The sequence below is a fragment of the Stenotrophomonas sp. STEN087 genome (assembly GCF_056759115.1).
Map to the genome: position 1 here is coordinate 129,401 of NZ_JBRRCR010000002.1, position 17,358 is coordinate 146,758.

At 66.6% G+C, this 17,358-nt stretch carries 13 protein-coding genes and 1 riboswitch; of the genes, 3 read left to right on the forward strand and 10 right to left on the reverse strand.

All coding sequences use genetic code 11. The features are described 5' to 3' along the window. Positions 1-42 precede the first annotated feature (42 nt). The 3 genes from ACVOK1_RS01315 to ACVOK1_RS01325 all read right to left on the reverse strand — a co-directional run bounded on the left by ACVOK1_RS01315 (position 43) and on the right by ACVOK1_RS01325 (position 1,596). Positions 43-543 (reverse strand): RNA polymerase sigma factor, encoded by a 501-nt coding sequence (locus ACVOK1_RS01315; protein WP_481560819.1) that lies wholly within the window; start codon positions 541-543, stop codon positions 43-45. Between the two features lie 79 nt (positions 544-622). Then, positions 623-1,078: a hypothetical protein gene (locus ACVOK1_RS01320; protein ID WP_481560820.1), complete on the reverse strand. Its 456-nt coding sequence runs from the start codon at positions 1,076-1,078 to the stop codon at positions 623-625. Positions 1,079-1,098: 20 nt separating this feature from the next. Next, positions 1,099-1,596 carry a hypothetical protein gene (locus tag ACVOK1_RS01325; RefSeq protein ID WP_481560822.1) on the reverse strand — a complete coding sequence of 166 codons (498 nt, stop codon included), beginning with the start codon at positions 1,594-1,596 and terminating at the stop codon, positions 1,099-1,101. 187 nt (positions 1,597-1,783) lie between these two features. Between ACVOK1_RS01325 and ppa the strand changes: the two genes are divergently transcribed. Beyond that, positions 1,784-2,320 (forward strand): inorganic diphosphatase, encoded by a 537-nt coding sequence (gene ppa, locus ACVOK1_RS01330; protein WP_005410935.1) that lies wholly within the window; start codon positions 1,784-1,786, stop codon positions 2,318-2,320. A 151-nt stretch (positions 2,321-2,471) separates the two neighbouring features. Beyond that, positions 2,472-3,593: an HDOD domain-containing protein gene (locus tag ACVOK1_RS01335; protein WP_481560823.1), complete on the forward strand. Its 1,122-nt coding sequence runs from the start codon at positions 2,472-2,474 to the stop codon at positions 3,591-3,593. A 54-nt stretch (positions 3,594-3,647) separates the two neighbouring features. Here the strand turns inward: ACVOK1_RS01335 and ACVOK1_RS01340 are convergent, their stop codons facing one another. From ACVOK1_RS01340 to thiC, 6 genes are all read right to left on the reverse strand, one after another. Next, positions 3,648-3,860 (reverse strand): hypothetical protein, encoded by a 213-nt coding sequence (locus tag ACVOK1_RS01340; protein ID WP_481560824.1) that lies wholly within the window; start codon positions 3,858-3,860, stop codon positions 3,648-3,650. Positions 3,861-4,056: 196 nt separating this feature from the next. After that, the gene (locus tag ACVOK1_RS01345) at positions 4,057-6,915 is read right to left on the reverse strand and encodes a TonB-dependent receptor (protein ID WP_481560825.1); all 2,859 of its coding nucleotides are present in this window, start codon (positions 6,913-6,915) and stop codon (positions 4,057-4,059) included. 49 nt (positions 6,916-6,964) lie between these two features. After that, positions 6,965-7,864, reverse strand: a complete 900-nt coding sequence (locus ACVOK1_RS01350; RefSeq protein ID WP_200752103.1) for a helix-turn-helix domain-containing protein — start codon at positions 7,862-7,864, stop codon at positions 6,965-6,967. 115 nt (positions 7,865-7,979) lie between these two features. Beyond that, positions 7,980-10,292, reverse strand: coding sequence for a winged helix-turn-helix domain-containing protein (locus ACVOK1_RS01355; protein WP_481560827.1), 2,313 nt, complete (start codon positions 10,290-10,292; stop codon positions 7,980-7,982). A gap of 258 nt (positions 10,293-10,550) precedes the next feature. Next, complete coding sequence (locus tag ACVOK1_RS01360) at positions 10,551-11,222, reverse strand: ion channel (RefSeq protein ID WP_200752105.1); 672 nt, start codon at positions 11,220-11,222, stop codon at positions 10,551-10,553. Positions 11,223-11,292: 70 nt separating this feature from the next. Continuing rightward, positions 11,293-13,089 (reverse strand): phosphomethylpyrimidine synthase ThiC, encoded by a 1,797-nt coding sequence (thiC, locus tag ACVOK1_RS01365; protein ID WP_481560828.1) that lies wholly within the window; start codon positions 13,087-13,089, stop codon positions 11,293-11,295. Positions 13,090-13,173: 84 nt separating this feature from the next. Next, a riboswitch (TPP riboswitch) is annotated at positions 13,174-13,275 on the reverse strand. A gap of 182 nt (positions 13,276-13,457) precedes the next feature. Here thiC and ACVOK1_RS01370 point away from each other — a divergent pair. Continuing rightward, positions 13,458-15,035, forward strand: coding sequence for a BCCT family transporter (locus ACVOK1_RS01370; protein WP_481560830.1), 1,578 nt, complete (start codon positions 13,458-13,460; stop codon positions 15,033-15,035). Positions 15,036-15,297: 262 nt separating this feature from the next. Here the strand turns inward: ACVOK1_RS01370 and ggt are convergent, their stop codons facing one another. Continuing rightward, positions 15,298-17,016 carry a gamma-glutamyltransferase gene (gene ggt / locus ACVOK1_RS01375; RefSeq protein ID WP_481560831.1) on the reverse strand — a complete coding sequence of 573 codons (1,719 nt, stop codon included), beginning with the start codon at positions 17,014-17,016 and terminating at the stop codon, positions 15,298-15,300. Positions 17,017-17,358: the final 342 nt, after the last annotated feature.

Sequence of the window (17,358 nt, forward strand, 5' to 3'; positions counted from 1 at the left end):
GATCAAGACGTGTGAAGCGCAGCGGGCCCCAAGGGCGATCGATCATCGGCCCTCGCGGGCCCAGGCCAACCGCGCCAGGGCGCTGCGTACGTGGTTCTCCACGGTGGTCACCGAGACACCCAGCCGGCGCGCGATCTCGGCCTGGGTGAGGCCCTGCAGCCGGTTGAGCCGGAAGATGCTGCGGGTCGGCTCGGGCAGGTGCCCGGCTGCGTCCAGCACCCGCTGCAGCTCATCCTGGGCCATCACCTGCTCCTCGGTGGAGACTTCGTCCTCCTCCTCCCACAGGTAATGCTCGGCCAGCAGCCGGTTGCGCCGCGTCGACTCGCGGCCATGGTCGGTGGCCAGGTTGATCGCCAGGCGGTACAGGTAGGCCCGCGGGTTGTCGATGTTCTGCTGGTTGTCGACGCCACGGGCCTTGAACCAGACCGCCTGGATCACGTCCTCGGCACCACTGTCGCCGCCCAGGATGCGCTGCACACGGCGCAGCAGCGCCGGCCGTTCGCGGATCAGCAGTTCGGTGAGCGTGGCGGCATTGGAAGGCATGCGCGAGGGGGCGGACGGGGGCGGCGCGCATGCTACCCCGTAAATGCGAATCAGTCACGTTTGGATATGACTGACCACCTCACAGGCAGTCGGTCAGGCCGTCGTAGACACTGGTCGAGGTGCCGGGCAATGGCACATCGATGGCATCCCGTGGAGGCACCGCTTCCAGCGCCTGCAGCAGGCTCTCCAGCGGCGTGCCCGCAGCCAGCGGCAACGCGCAGGCATAGCTCCGCAGGTCGACATCGATGTGTCCGTCGTCCAGCACCGAGCTGTTGCTGCCGGCAAAGGTCCACATGCAACCGGCCACCTGACCAGTGGCCCGCTGGACCGCGCAGCGCAGGCGCATCGCCTGCAGGTTGTAATACTCGCCTTCGCAGAAGGTGTCGCCGCAGACGTCATCGAAGCCGGCCACCAGCGCGCGCTCGACGCTGTGGAAGCGCGCCCAGCCGCTGGCCGCGTCCGGGTAGAGGCGCGCGTCGACGTAGCGGTCAGCGGCGAGAGCGGGCAGGCTGGCCAGGCTCAGAAGCAGACCCATCATGATTCGTGGCGCGCGCATCATCCCTGCCTCCCAGCGTTGCCCTGCCCCTGCAGACACCCCAGCAGACCGTCAAACAGACCCCGGCCCAGGCCAGGGAAGGACGCCTCCACCCCGTCCGGGCCTGACAGCACCGCATGGAACTGCTCCACCGGCACCCCGGGCAGCAGGTCGACCGGGCAGACCCAGCGGCCGTTGTCCACCTGCACCTCGCCGGTGGCGGGCTGCACGCGCAGCTCGCTGGCGGCGATCACCCAGGCGCATCCGGTCACCACCCCGGCCAGCCGCTGCACGGCACAGCGCACCTGCATCACCCGGTAATTGCTGTAGTCGCCCTCGCAGATCGTGTCGGCACAGATACGGTCAAACCCATGCATCAGAGAGGCTTGCAGGTCGTAGAAGCGGTCCCAGTTGGCTTCACTGGTGGGGAAATCGACCAGGTCGACGTGGCTGCCGGCCACCGCCGGCGGGGCGACGGACAGCAGTACGGCAAGGCCACAGCAGCGTATCCAGGTCATGGCGGTGCTCCTCGGGAATGAGGCTCCAGCCTGCGCCGCCCCACGCTCCGCCCCCCATCGGGAAACCCCGCCCCAGTGCCTCCTCCGGCGCCCACTACGAAGGTCGGCCCCGCCCTACCCTGCACAGCGCCCGGCAAAGGCATAAAATGGTGGGCTATCCGTCCACATCCCCCACCTGGAGCACACCATGGGTCTGGAACTCGTCTCGCCCGGCAAGAACCCGCCGGAAGAAATCAACGTCATCATCGAGATCCCGAAGGACTCGGAGCCGGTGAAGTACGAAGTGGACAAGGAAACCGGCGCGATCTTCGTCGACCGCATCCTGTCGACCCCGATGCGCTACCCGTGCAACTACGGCTACGTGCCGAGCACCCTGTGTGGCGATGGCGACCCGGCCGACGTGCTGGTGGTGCTGCCGCTGCCGCTGGTCCCGGGTTCGGTCGTGCGCTGCCGTCCGGTCGGCGTGCTGAAGATGAGCGATGAGGCTGGCAGCGACGAGAAGATCCTGGCCGTGCCGGTCTCGAAGATCTTCAGCGGCTACGCCCACGTCGAAGACATCGCCCAGGTGTCCAGCCACTGGCTGGAGCGCATCGGCCACTTCTTCGAGCACTACAAGGACCTGGAAAAGGGCAAGTGGGTCAAGCTGGACGGTTGGGGTGGCGCGGCCGAGGCCAAGCAGATCCTGATCGAGGCGCACCAGCGCCACCTCGACAGCAAGGCCTGAGTCTGAACAGGATCGCTCCGGTGCCACTCGCCGGAGCGATGCTGGTCACGTTTCAACACTGCGGCCCATCACTGTTGGCGCCGTATTAGGTAAATTGCGTCACTTCACACGTCATCGGCGCGCGCCGTCGAGACAGCCAGGGGAATGTGTCGTGCGTATTCTGCTAGTTGGGGATTCAGCCAGCCTGCCGGCTGAGCTGAGCGAGTTCATTGCCGATCTTGGGGAAGAATGGCAGCCGCTGACCGCCTTCGATGGCCACACTGCGATGTCTGCGGTGGCAGCGCAGGGCGTGGATGCGGTGATCGTCTGCCCGCAGCTGCCCGACCTCAATGCAACCACGTTGCTCGGTCAGATCCGCACGCTGCGGCCTGAAACCATCCGTATCGCACTGGTCGATGCCCAGCACGGCAACCGGCCGCCGCCGGCGCGCCTGATCGGCGTGGCCCACCGCTTCCTGCCGCTGCCGCTGGCGCCGGAAGTGCTGCTGGAAGCACTGACCAGCCTGGAAGAACTGCGCGAAGTGCTCGACAGCCCGCGCCTGCGCGATGCCATCGGCCGTATCGAGAAGCTGCCCTCGCCGCCGCACCTGTACCTGAGCCTGACCCAGGCGCTGGAGCATGACGACGACACCGACAGTGCAGACGTGGCCAAGCTGGTGGCCGCCGATCCGGCGATCGCGGCCAAGGTGCTGCAACTGTCCAATTCGGCGTTCTTCAGCCAGGGCCGCACCATTGCCGACCTGCGCACCGCGGTGACCCGCCTGGGCCTGGCCACGCTGCGCGACTTGGTGCTGGCCAGCGAAGTCTTTTCCGCGCCGACGCTATCGGCTGCAGAGCGCAATTCGCTGCAGCAGCGTGCGCTGATGGCCTCGCGCCTGGCCGCGCGCCTGCTGCCCGAATCCAGCGCGGAGCTGGGTGCGACCGCCGCCCTGCTCGCCGATATCGGCCTGCTGCTGCCGGGCGTGCGCAACGAGCGCAGTGAACCGGCGCTGGCCGACGATCCGCGCCCGGGCCATGCCGAAGCCGGTGCCTACCTGCTGGGCCTGTGGGGCCTGCCGATGCCGATCATCGAAGCGGTGGCCTTCCACCTGCAGCCGCAGCGCGCCAACACGCGCAGCTTCTGGGTGACCGGTGCGGTGCACGTGGCGCTGGCGCTGGTCAACGGCGACCCGGTGGACGAGGACTACCTGCAGCGTGCCGGCGTGCTGAACAAGCTGCCGCAGTGGCGCGAGCATGCCAACAGCCTGATGGGGCTGGTACCCACGGAAGTCTGATCCTGCCCTCGCGGCAGATCGATGGCGCGCCCGGTTGGGCGCGCCATCGGCGGATCAGCGCTGCGGGCAGGCGTCGATGACGCAGCGGCGCCACTGCGCCTCACAGAACCATTCCTTGCCGCCGGCCGCCAGGCACTCCTGGCGGACCTGGGTGCAGTACACGCCACCGCCACAGATGATGATGGTGTTCTGCGCCGAAACGGCGCCGACCAGGGTGGCGTACATCAGGACCGCGGCCGAGATCTTGCAGATGAGCGTCGACTTCATGGCCATCTCCAAGCGTCCGTCATTGGACAGGCCTGACTGTGCTGATCGCGACAGCACGAGACCGTGACTCACTGCTCTCTCCGGGTCTGTTGGGATTTCCCCTACTGCAGATTCAGAAAAACCCCATGCGCAAACGAAAAGAGGGCGGACCTTTCGGTCCGCCCTCCCGTGTTGCGTGTAGCGACGCTTCGATGGATCAGAAGCGCTGGGTGTACTTCATGTACAGGAAGCGACCCACGTCGAAGCCACCGTAGTAGGCGAACGCCGAGTTCGGGGCCGAGTACATCAGCGGACCCTTGTGATCGAACACGTTGTTGGCGCCCAGGGCGATGGTGGCATCCCACGGTGCCTTCCAGCTGACCTGCAGGTCGTGGAAGGTGTTGGAGCCGGTCTTGCGCAGCGGATCAGCTTCGCCGTTGGCGTAGTGGTTCGGCGCATTGCACCAGAACTCGCCGGTGTCGATGCAGCCTTCCTTCATGCCGGAGTAGTAGCGAGCGGTGTAGTTCACGCCGAAATCGCCGTACTGCCAGTTGACACCGAGGTTCGAACGCACGCGGAACAGGCCGGGTTCACCGACGCGACCGATCATGATGTTGTCGCCGTCGCTGTTCTGGCCCTGCTCGTCGTACTTGGCCGTGTAGCTGGTGGTCCAGTCGATGTTGAACTGACCGATGGCCAGTTCCGGCAGACGGTACTTCACGCCCAGATCGTAACCTTCGGTTTCCATCTTGCCGAGGTTGGCGGTGCCGTAGGTGATGGCGCTGACGTGGCCGTCGTCGGCACGGACAACGTCCGCACAACGGGCCGAGTTGCCCAGCACGTAGCAGTCGCGCAGGATGCGGTCGACGCTGTCAGCGATGATCATGTCGCTGATTTCGTACTTGTACCAATCCAGCGACAGGTCCAGGCCCTGCACGAACTGCGGGCTCCACACCAGGCCGAAGGTGGTGCTCTTCGAGGTTTCCGGCTTCAGGTTCGGGTTGGCACCCGAGATGAACTGGTCACCCGACTGGCACGGCAGGGTCGAGCAGACCTTGCCACCCTGGCCGACCTGGGTGTAACCGACCGGCACGCCGGCGGCGGTGCACGGGCCGTTGCCGTTGACCGAACCCGGTGCGGAGACACCGCAGGGATCGATGTACGACTCGAAGCTCGAGCTCAGGCCACCGTACAGATCGTTGATGGTCGGAGCACGGAAGCCCTCGGCGTAGGTGCCGCGGACCAGCAGGCCATCCATCGGACGCCAGGTCAGGCCGAACTTGCTGTTGGTGGTGCCACCGAAGTTGCTGTAGTCCGAATAACGGCTGGCAACGTTCAGGGTCAGTTCCTTGGCGAAGGCGACGTCGGCCAGCAGCGGCACGTTCAGTTCGAGGTAGACCTCGTTCAGATCGTACTCACCGCGGGTCGGCTTCTGGCCCAGGCCGGTGGACTGGCCCGACTGCGCGAAGGCGTCCGGCACGTAGCTGCCTTCTTCCTTGCGGTGCTCGACACCCAGGGCGAAGCCCAGGTCACCGGCCGGCAGGGTCACGATGGAACCGGCCAGGTTGGCGGTGAAGCTGGTGGTCTTGGTGATGCCGCGGGTGGTGAAGGTCGGGAACAGGAAGTCCTGCAGCTCCTGGTTCGCCAGCGAACCCTGGCCGTCCACGCCGTAAGGCAGCAGCGGGTTCCACGGGCGGCAGTCACCCAGCGCGATCGGGCTGGCAGCGGTACCGCACTGTGCCACGCCGTCACCGTTGATAAAGGACGGGCCCAGCGCCTGCTTGGCGGCGATCAGGCTCATGTCACCGCGGTTGGTCTTGATCGACTCGTTGCGGTTCCACAGCGCGCCGACGTCCCAATCGAAGGTCTTGCCGGCGAAGTCGAAGTAGCCGCTGACGGTCGGCGCAAAGCGCAGGGTCTTCAGCTGGCTGTCGGTGGTGCGCGGCACTTCCCACAGGCGACGGCGGAAGCTGACTTCCTGGCCCGGCACCGGGTTGAAGACGCTGCTGCCGCTCAGCGGGGTGTTGATGTTGCTGGCAGCGGACTGGTACGGGTAGCCGGCGATCTGCTGGAACGTCTGACGCTCGTTGTAGAGCAGGTCGGTGTTCAGGCTGATCGAATCGGTGAAGTCGTAGGTGCCGTTGATGTAGACGGACTTGCGCTTGACACCGGTCAGCAGGGTCATCTGCTCGTTGGAGTTGGCGTACTCGTCTTCGGTGAGCTCGTGGTAGTCAGCTGCGTTCTTCGGGTTGCCGCCCTGGTTCAGGGTCTGCCACACCGCATCCTTGCTACCGCAGTTGTACAGGGTCGGGTTGCACCAGCTGCCGTTCTGGCTGATCGGGCTCCAGTCACCCGAGGTCGAGTTCGGACCCAGCGCGCCATCGCGGCTGTACCAACGGTCCTTGGCCCACACCGGATCCTGCTTGTTGTACTCGGCCGACAGGGTCAGGCTGCCACGCTCACCGCGGGCACCAAGGGTCATCGAGTAGGTTTCGGTGTCGCCGTCGCCGTTGCCGTACTGGCCAACGTAGACCTGGGCTTCGCCACCGTCGAAGTTCTTGCGGGTGATCACGTTCACGACGCCGGCGATGGCATCCGAACCGTAGATCGAGGAGGCGCCGTCCTTCAGGATCTCGATGCGCTCAACGGCCGACATCGGGATCTGGCTCAGGTCCTGCAGACCCGAGGTGGTCGCGCCCAGGCGCTTGCCGTTCATCAGCACCAGGGTGCGCTCGGCGCCCAGGTTGCGGATGTCGACGTAGTAGCCGCCGACGTTTTCGCCCGAAGCCAGGGACTCCGAACGCGAGATTGCCGGCGAACCCGCCGAGGTCAGGTTGTTCAGCACGTCAGCGACGCTCGAGAAGCCCTGCTTTTCCAGGCTTTCACGGGTCATCGTCAGGATCGGCTGCTGGGTCTCCATGGCGGCGCCGCGGATGCGCGAACCGGTGACCGAAATACGATCGAGGTCGGTGGTGCCAGAAGCCGCTTCCTGAGCGGAAGCAAACGCCGGCGTCAGCGCCAGCGCAATGCCGGCCGGCAGGAGGCCGAGCCGCACTGCGGGATTACGGAAGTTCATCAATCTCTCCAAGGTACGTGTTAGCAGCGTGTTAAAACACCCCTGCACGTTACGATTGCGTTGCAGCGCTGTATTTGCGCGACACACCCGGAGACTTTGCCGATTGTGGCGGAAGCTTCGCGCCGTTTTCACGAAAACGCGAAGCGGAGGTGCCATAGCGCGCACGGAAGGCACGGGCGAAGCTGCAGCAGTTGTCGAAGCCACTGGCCGCAGCCACTTCGCCGACCATCATGTCGGTGTCGCGCAGCAGATCCGCCGCACGCTCCAGCCGCAGGCGTGCCGACAGCGACTGCGGGCTTTCCTCGTACAGGCTCTGGAAGGTCTTGGAGAGATACCAGCTGGAGAAGTTGGTCAGCTCGGCCAGTTCGCCGATGCGCACCACGCGGTGACTGTTGCCTTCCAGGTACAGGCGGGCGCGCTGCATGCGACCGAACACCTGGCGCTTGCGGCTGCGCGAGCGGCCCGGGCAGCGCTGCACGTTGTCCGCCAGGCTGCGCTGCAGGCCGGCCAGGTGCAGCAGCAGCGGACGCAGCGACGGCGCCGGCAGGCCATTGGCCAGTGCCTCACGCCACAGGCGCAGGCCGACGCGGGCGTCGCTGCGGCTCATCCGGCCACGGCCGGCGTACAGACCGCAGTCGGCCAGCTCGGCCAGCACCCGCAGCGCCTCCGGATTCAGGCTCAGGCCCACGCACAGGCCATTGCGGCCGGCCTGCACCAGCGGGCGCGATTCCTTCTCGAACGCGATCCACTCACCCTGGCGCAGCCGGAACCGGCCTTCCTTCGCTTCCACCCAGGAGGTGCCACGCACCTGCATCCAGACGGTGAAGTTGACGCCGGCGGTCTGCAGGCTGCCCAGGCGGGCAACGCCCAGGCAGGTCGGGGCTACATCGTCGACGGCCTTGTCGAGGGACACGGTTTGGCCGCGATCGGCCAGGGAAAGTTGACGCATGTGGGCACCACGGATTTGCCAAGTACAGGCCTCCGTTTTGCCCAATCAGGTGCTTCCGCGTCAGGAAAGTCTGACGAGATCGCCACGAATTCGCGACGACAGCGTCACGAAGAAATTACGAAGGCCCATTGTCGTTGAAGATCAACAACTTGCTGAAGGCAGGGAACAGCGACGGCGCCGCCTTGGGCAGGTGCATGACGCCGATGTCCGCCCCGTCGGTGACCGCCAGGGCCAGATACAGGTCGTTTCCATCGGCGCTGGCGCTCAGGCCGTTGCCGGCACTGAGCCGCTGCGCATCCAGGCAGCGCTCCGGCTCCTCGTGATTGCCGCGCAGGCGCACCAGGGTGGTGGCGCAGGCATTGCTGGTACCGAGGTAATCCACGCCGCCCTGCCCGGCCACGGTCCAGGTCCGGTAGCGCCAGCGGCTGGGCCGGTCCTGGCTGATCTGCTGGACACTGGCCTGGTCCAGGGCCGGATCGATCGACCACAGCCCGCTGGCCGCCAACCGGGTGAACACCACCCGCCCGCCGCTGCGGTCGAAACGCGCCTGGGAGACGCCTTCCACGCTGGCCAGGCGCCGCCACGGCTGGCTGCTGCGGTCGAACAGGCTCAGGCGGGTGTGCTGGTCCGCGTCGCGCTCGAGCACCAGCAGCTGGTCCGGGTTCGCCCCGTACAGCACCTGCAGGGGTTGCTCGACCGGCACCGGAAGCAGCTGCAATCGCTCGTCGCGGGGCGCGATCTCATAGACCACCGCGTTGCCGTGATCATCGCGGCCCACCACCAGCACCTGGCGGCTGTCCTCCGACCAGTCCGGGGCCTGCCGCGCTTCCGGGCGCAGCCCCTCGATCGGCCGCAACGAATCGGGTCGCTGCAGGTCGGCCCACCACAGCGCGAAGCTGCCGGAGCGGTCGGAACTGAAGACCAGCTGGTGGCCATCGGGCGCCAGCATCGGCTGGGCGTCACGACCGCTGGAGGCAAACAGGCGCTCGCTGCCACCGGTCGCCGACATCCTGAACACGCCGAACTGGGCGCGCCGGTGCACGAAGGCGAGCATGTCGCCGCGGCGCGACACCGCCGGCCACTGCGCATCATCCAGGCCGGCATCACGCAAGGTGCGTCGTGCCACGTCCAGGTAGTACAGACGGGCTTCGCTGTCGACGCGGCGGCCGAACACGATGGTGCGGCCATCGCCGAGCCAGGCCCAGCCACGCAGCTCGGCCGATTCATTGGTCAGCTGTTCGGGCGTGCCGCCCGCAGCCGGCACGCGCCACAGATCGCCCAACTGCGGGTTGCGCACGAACACCAGCCAGCGGCCATCGGGCGAATAGCGCGGCGCATAGTCGAAATCGTCCTCGTCCACCGCGTAGTCGATCGCCCGCCACTGCCCGGTGGGCAGATCCAGCACACGGATGCCGCGATGGGCGTAGCGGCCTACCATGCTGCCGAACACCAGGCCACGGCCGTCCGGCGTCCAGTCGAAGCTCAGCAGTTCGGTGCCATCGCAGCGCGTGGCCTGGCGCAACGCGCCGCCGGTGGCACTGGCCACCAGCACCTGGCAGCTGCCGTTGGCACCAAAGCGTGCAAAGGCAATCTCGCGGCCATCCGGTGACCAGGTCGGGAAACGATCGTTGGCGCCTTCCGGCGGCGACAGCAGCTGGCGTGCCGGCGCGTTGCCCGAGGTCTGCACCTTGATCGCGTTGCCGCCCTTGCCGTCCTCGTTCGCGCCTTCATAGGCAACCTGCGAACCGTCCGGCGACAACGTGGGATAGGTCTCGAAACCGGCGGTCGCGGTGATCAGGCGATACGGGCGTTCGGGGCTGCCGATCACGCGGGTGCCATCTTCCACCGCCGCATCCACCGGCGAGCTCACCGGCGACGGACGCCGCACCAGCAGGACCGTCAGCACCAGCAACGCGAGCAGCATCGCCACGCCCAGTGCCAGCAGCAGGCGACGACGCCAGTAGCGCCAGCGACGGCGCGCCGCCGCATTCGCTGCCGGCTGCAGCACCGCCATGGGTTCATCAACGGCCAGCGCTTCGGGCGATGCCGCGTCCTCCGCACCTTCAGGCACGGCATCGGCCAGCACCTGCACCGGCACCAGCAATCGATAGCCGGTCTTGGCGATGGTTTCGATGTAGGTCTGGCCGTTGTCCTGGTCGGTGCTGAACGCCTTGCGCAGCTGCGTCACGGCCTGGGTCAGCACATCATTGGTCGGCAGCGTATCCGGCCACACTTCCGCGAACAGTTCTTCGCGGGTGACCACGCGACCCGGTTGCCGCAGCAGCACGCGCAGCACGCCCAGCGCTTTCGGCGTGAGCCGGCGCGGGCGACGCGCACCCACGACGTCAACCTCGCGCGAGGACAACGTCACGGTGCAATCGCCGATCCGTATGCGGTCGGCTTCAGGCGGCTGGGTTTCGCTGGTCATGTGTTGCTAAAGGTCTGAAACGGGCCACGGAGGCAACTGCCAATCGACACGATTCCGTCCGAGGCACAGCGAGAAGCCAGATTCCGCAAAAAGCATCGGCGCATACCGCAAAAAAAACGAAGCGCGCGAATATTAGCCTATGCAGGTTACCTCGCCTATGCGTGGTGGACATCAGGCCCTCTCTCGCCGACGCATTCACATAAGCAGCAACATCATTCGCGCCCCTTTGGGCGCGAAATTTTTATCTGGGGTTCATTTTCAGAGACGCCGGATCATGGTCAATCCGACCAGTCGCGAAACCACCAGAGCGACGTACATAACACCGGAAAACTGCTCCAGCATGACCAATGCGCGTGCCTGTGGATGCAGCGGAACGACGTCGCTGAGCCCCACCCCGGACAGCAAGCTGAAGCTCAGATAAAGCAGTTCCATCCAGCTGCGCTGCGGACCCTCTCCACTGCCCTGGAAACTGCCCGGATACCACTGCTGGCAGACCGCAAATGCGAACGCGAATCCCCACGCGAGCAACGTGAACGTAGCACCAACGGCAAACAGTTCATCGCGGGTGACCTTATGGTCCTGCAGCATGTAGGCGATCAGCGCGCCTGCCGTATAGAAATACAGCAGGCTTTCCAGCAGCTGCGCCGTGGTTCCGAGCGCGGGCCGGTCCAGCAGTGCCGCGGCAATGGAAAACACCACCGACGGGATCGCCAGCAGCAGCGCCAGCCACGTTCCCAATGGGCTGCGCTGCACCACCCACAGCGCAAGCCCCAGCACCGCCATGCCGAACACACCCAACGCGGCGCGCCCGCCTGCGGTGTCATCCAGTGCCGGATACAACATCACCGCGATCAGTTGTGCGCCCAGCAGCCAGGCCGACGGATGACGGCGGGCGATGGCCAGCCAGCGGGTGGTGATGGCAACGGGCATGGCGTGCTTCCCTGTGTGGTGGCGCGAGGATAGCCGGTGCAGCGTGGATGCGTGGTGGTAGCGCCGGGCGCTACCGCTGCCACCCCGCTTCGGCATGGTCACGCACATCCTGGGTGATTTTCATCGAACAGAAGTTCGGACCGCACATCGAACAGAAGTGCGCCTGCTTGTGCGCATCCTTCGGCAGCGTCTCGTCATGGAACGCCTTGGCTTTTTCCGGATCCAGCCCGAGGTGGAACTGGTCTTCCCAGCGGAACTCGAAGCGCGCCTTGCTCAACGCGTTGTCGCGCACCTGCGCACCCGGATGGCCCTTGGCCAGGTCTGCCGCGTGCGCGGCGATGCGGTAGGCCATGATGCCGTCGCGCACATCCTGCCGGTTGGGCAGGCCCAGGTGTTCCTTCGGCGTGACGTAGCAGAGCATGGCCGTACCGAACCAGCCGATCATTGCCGCGCCGATGGCACTGGTGATGTGGTCGTAGCCCGGTGCGATGTCGGTGGTCAGCGGCCCCAGCGTGTAGAACGGCGCTTCGCCACATTCGTGCAGCTGCTTGTCCATGTTTTCCTTGATCAGCTGCATCGGCACGTGGCCGGGCCCTTCGATCATGGTCTGCACGTCATGCTGCCAGGCGATCTTCGTCAGTTCGCCCAGCGTTTCCAGCTCACCGAACTGCGCCGCGTCGTTGGCATCGGCGATGCAGCCCGGGCGCAGGCCATCCCCCAGCGAGAAGGTCACGTCGTAGGCCTTCATGATTTCGCAGATGTCTTCGAAATGCGTGTAGAGGAAGTTCTCCTTGCGGTGTGCCAGGCACCACTTGGCCATGATCGAGCCGCCACGGCTGACGATGCCGGTGACACGCTTTGCGGTAAGCGGCACATAGCGCTGCAGCACGCCGGCATGGATGGTGAAGTAGTCCACGCCCTGCTCGGCCTGTTCGATCAGCGTGTCGCGGAAGATTTCCCAGGTCAGCGCTTCGGCGCGGCCGTCGACCTTCTCCAGCGCCTGGTAGATCGGCACGGTGCCGATCGCCACCGGCGAGTTGCGGATGATCCACTCGCGCGTTTCGTGGATGTGCTTGCCGGTGGACAGGTCCATCACGGTGTCGCCGCCCCAGCGGATGGCCCACACAAGTTTCTCCACTTCCTCGGCAATGCCCGAGGACACCGCGCTGTTGCCAATGTTGGCGTTGATCTTGGTGAGGAAGTTGCGGCCGATGATCATCGGCTCGCTTTCCGGATGGTTGATGTTGTTGGGCAGCACCGCGCGCCCGCGGGCGATTTCATCGCGCACGAATTCGGGGGTGATGATGTTCTGGATGGCGGCGCCGAACGACTGCCCCGGATGCTGCTGCAGCAGCGCCGCATCGCGGATCGCCTCGAGCCGCTGGTTCTCGCGGATGGCGACGAATTCCATTTCCGGCGTGATGATGCCGCGCCGTGCGTAATGCATCTGGGTGACGTTGGCACCGGCACGCGCGCGCCGTGGCAGGCTGCGCGCGGGGAAACGCACGGGGTCGAGCTTCGCATCGTGTTCGCGGTCGCGACCGAACGCCGAGCTCAGGCCATCGAGCTGTTCGGTGTCGCCGCGCTCCTCGACCCAGCCGCGGCGCAGCGCCGGCAAACCTGCGGAGAGATCGATCCGCGCCTCCGGGTCGGTGTAGGGGCCAGAGGTGTCGTACACCGTGACCGGCGCGTTCTCGCCGCCGCCGAACAGCGCGGGCGTGCGGGACAGCACGATTTCGCGCATCGGAACGCGTACATCGGGGCGCGTACCCGGCACATGGATCTTGCGCGAACCTGCAATCGGCTGGGTCACCGATTCGGAGAGTTGCTGGGCCTGCTGCTGCAGGGCGGAGAGCTGTGCGTTCATCGGGCATCGTCCAGGAAAGGTCAGGGACGAAGCGGCGGCGCACTGCGCACCGCGCCCGGACGGTCCTTGGGCGGACTCCGTGCACGGCAGCACTGCAAAGCTTCCCTACGCCGGTATGAGCCGGATCAGGTTCCAAGGGACTATCTCAACCGCGACCACCAGGCCGCGGTACCCCCGCTTCTTGCCGCACATTAGAGCACGAAGGTGTGGGGACAGGGGTCAGAGCCCGTTGCTGGGCAACGGGATCCGACCCACCGTTAACGGAACGATGACATTCCGTTCAGTAACGTGATGCGGTGCCGCATGCGTGGCCCGCGCTGCAAGCTCTGGCTCGCTCCCCTCAATCCCTTGATCGGAGAAGCTCCTTCATGGTGTTTCGCGTTTCCATCGCACTGGTCCTGCTGCTTGTGCTGCTCGCCGGTGTCGCACCTGGCCCCTTCAACAGCGTCGTGCAGAGCATCCTCGGCGAACTCATCCGCGGCATCGGGTGGCTCTACCTGCTGGTCGTGTTCCTCGCCTTGGTCTTCCTGATGTACCTGGCGTTCGGTCGCTTCGGCAACCTGCGCATCGGCGGCGAAGATGCCGAACCCGAGTTCTCGCGTGCCAGCTGGATGTCGATGCTGTTCGCCGCCGGCATGGGCATCGGCCTGGTGTTCTGGGGCGCGGCCGAACCCATCTCGCATTTCAGCAAGCCACCGGAAGGCATCGCCCCGCAGAGCATGGACGCCGCGCGCGCTTCGATGCGGTACGCGTTCTTCCACTGGGGCCTGCACCCGTGGGCGATCTACGCACTGATCGGCCTGGCGATGGCCTGGTTCCAGTTCAACCGCAACGGACGTGGCCTGGTCAGTGACATGCTGCAGCCGATCATCGGCCGCCACCATCGCGGCTGGATCGGCAAGGTGGTGAACGTCGCCGCCGTCGTCGCCACCGCCATTGGCGTCGCCACCACGCTGGGCTTCGGCACCATCCAGATCGCTGCCGGCGTGCAGCGCATCTTCGGGCTGCATGCGGGCGTGCCACTGCAGCTGACCATCATCGCGGTGGCCTTCGTGCTGTACATGGCGTCCACGCTCAGTGGCGTGGACAAGGGCATCAAATGGCTGTCCAACTTCAACCTGGCGCTGGCGGCGCTGCTGCTGGCCCTGGTGCTGGTGCTCGGCCCCACCGGTGCGATCTTCAATACCTTCACCACCACGCTGGGCTCCTACCTCAACCAGCTGGTGACGATGAGCCTGCGCATGTCGCCGTTCTCGTCGAGCACGTGGGTGGCCGACTGGACGATCTTCTACTGGGCGTGGTGGATCTCCTGGGCGCCCTTCGTCGGTTCGTTCATCGCCCGCATCTCGCGCGGTCGCAGCGTGCGCGAGTTCGTGGTGGGCGTGGTGCTGGCACCGACGCTGCTGGGCTTCTTCTGGTTCTCGGTATTCGGCGGCACGGCCATCTGGTCGCAGATCTTCGGCCACGCCGATCTGGTGCAGGCGCTGGGCAATGGCTACGAGACGGTGCTGTTCACCCTGTTTGACAGCATGCCGATGCCGTTGCTGCTGTCGTGCATCGCGCTGGTGCTGCTGATGATCTTCTTCGTGACCTCGGCCGATTCGGCGGTGCTGGTGCTGGCGAGCATGTCGACCGACGAGGCGGGCGATCCGCCGCTGAAGCGCAAGCTGGCCTGGGGCGTGGGCATCGCGCTGATAGCCGGTGCGCTGCTGCTGGCCGGCGGCCTGGATGCGCTGCAGGGGATGATCACGATCGCGGCATTGCCGTTCGCGCTGTTGATGGTGCTGGTGATGGTGTCGCTGTACCGGGTGCTGGACCAGGAGTACACGCGGGAGCGGCGGCAGGCGCAGCGGCAGCGGCACATGATCGATGCGTGGATTGCGCGGGAGATGGCGGCGCAGGAGGAGACGCAGGCGGAGGCGGCGCGGGCGCACGATCAGGATTAAGTGTGTTTTTGCAGGGCTTGCAGCCCTGCACCTGCTCAATGCAACGGCAACGGCAACGGCAACGGCCACAGCAGAAGCGGCTCTGGGTTGCTGCTGGTTGGGCGGGGGCGGGGGGGGTGGGGGGGGGGCCGCCCCGCCAACCCCAGCAGCGGGGGGGGGGGGGGCCCCCCAACCCCCCCCCCCCCCCCGGCCCAATCACATAACCAGGCATCACTGAAACCACCACCACCGCAGAGGGGGCTCAGCCCGTTGGCCGGGAAACTCAGTACCCCGCCGCCTGCCCATCCTTGCGACTCTCGGAAGCCCCGTAGTAAACCCCGCTCTCTGGATCACGCATGATCGCCTGGTAGCCACCATACGGGCCGTCGGCGAACACGATGCGATGTCCCTTGCGCATCAGCGCGCGCACCGTCTCGTACGGGAAGCCGGTTTCCAGATTCACTTCACCGCCATCGCTCATCGCCGTCGCCTGGCCGGTCGGTTCGGTCGAGCCCTCGTGCTGGATGCGCGGTGCATCACCGGCTTCCTGCAGGTTCATACCGAAGTCCACCAGGTTCATCACGATCTGCGCGTGGCCCTGCGGCTGCATCGCGCCGCCCATCACGCCGAAGCTGGCGTACGGCTTGCCGTCCTTGGTGATGAAGCCCGGGATGATGGTCTGGAACGGGCGCTTGCCCGGTGCGTAGCCATTGGGATGGTTCTTCTGCAGCACGAACATCTCGCCGCGGTCCTGCAGGATGAAGCCCAGCCCCGGGGGTGCCATGCCGCTGCCCATGCCGCGGTAGTTGGACTGGATCAGCGACACCATCATGCCGTCGGCGTCGGCCACGGTCATGTAGATCGTGTCGCCCTCCTCCAGCTGCTTCGGCGTGCCCGGCTGCACTTCCTTCAGTGCCTTGTCCATCGAGATCAACGCGCGGCGCTGGGCGGCGTAGTCCTTGGAAATCAGCTTCTGTACCGGGGCCGGCTGGAAGGCCATGTCGGCGTAGAAGCGCGCGCGGTCGGCGAAGGCCAGCTTCTTCGCTTCGACGAACAGGTGCACGTGCTCGGGCGAGCCGAATGGGATCTTCGAGAAGTCGTAGCCTTCCAGCACGTTGAGGATCTGCAGCGCGGCGATGCCCTGGCTGTTCGGCGGCAGTTCCCACACGTCGTAGCCGCGGTAGTTGCTGCTGACCGGTTCGACCCACTCGCCGTGGTGGTCGGCCATGTCCTGGTAGCTCAGGTAGCCGCCATTGGCCTTGAAGTAGTCGCCGATGGTGTGGGCGATGGCGCCCTTGTAGAAGGCATCGCGTCCGCCGTCGGCGATCTGCTGCAGGGTGCTGGCCAGGTTCGGGTTCTTCCACATCTCGCCCTTGCGCGGGGCGTGGCCGTTGATCGTGAACTGTTCGCTGAAGCCGGGGTACTTGGACAGCTTCGGCACCGAGCGGTCCCAGTAATAGGCGATGACCTCGGCGACCGGATGGCCCTCGCGGGCGTAGCGGATGGCCGGGGCCAGGTTGTCGGCCATCGGCTTGCGGCCGAAGCGCTCGTGCAGGGCGAACCAGCCGTCGACCGCGCCGGGCACCGAGACCGGCAGCGGGCCGGTGGCCGGAATGTCCTTCAGGCCGCGGCGCTGGAACTCGGCCAGGGTCAGCGACTTCGGCGAGCGGCCCGAGCCGTTGTAGCCGTACAGCTTCTGGGTCTTGGGGTCCCAGACGATGGCGAATAGGTCGCCGCCCACGCCGTTGCCGGTCGGCTCCATCAGGCCGAGGGTGGCGTTGGCAGCGATGGCGGCGTCGACCGCCGAGCCGCCGGCCTTCATCACGTCCAGCGCGACCTGGGTGGCCAGCGGCTGCGAGGTGGCGGCCATGGCATGCGGGGCGATGACCTCCGAGCGGGTGGCGAAGGTATGGCCGGTGATGCGGTCGGCGGCGAAGGACAGCGCGGGCATCGCGGCCAGTACGGCGGCGGCCAGCAGGGAACGGGCAAGGCGTCGGGACACGGTCGGGTTCCGGGGAAAGGGTGGTGCCCCGATCTTCGCCGCTGTGGCCTTCACGCGGTATCGGGCAGAGGTCATGGAAGGCGCTGGCAATCCGCCGGGGGGGGGGGCCGGGCGGCCGGCGGCGGGGGGGGGGGGGGCGGGGGGGGCGGGCGGGGCGGGCCGCCGCGCCGCCCGCCGCCGCCCGGCCCGTGTGTGGGTGGGGGGGGGGGGGGCCCGCGGGCCCCGCGGGGGGGGGGGCGCCCGCCCCGCCGGGGCCGCCGGCGGGGCCGCCCCCCGCCGCTACCGATGCGCCCGCAGGTCGATGCGTTCTTCGATGGCGTGATGGTGAATGCCGAAGACCCG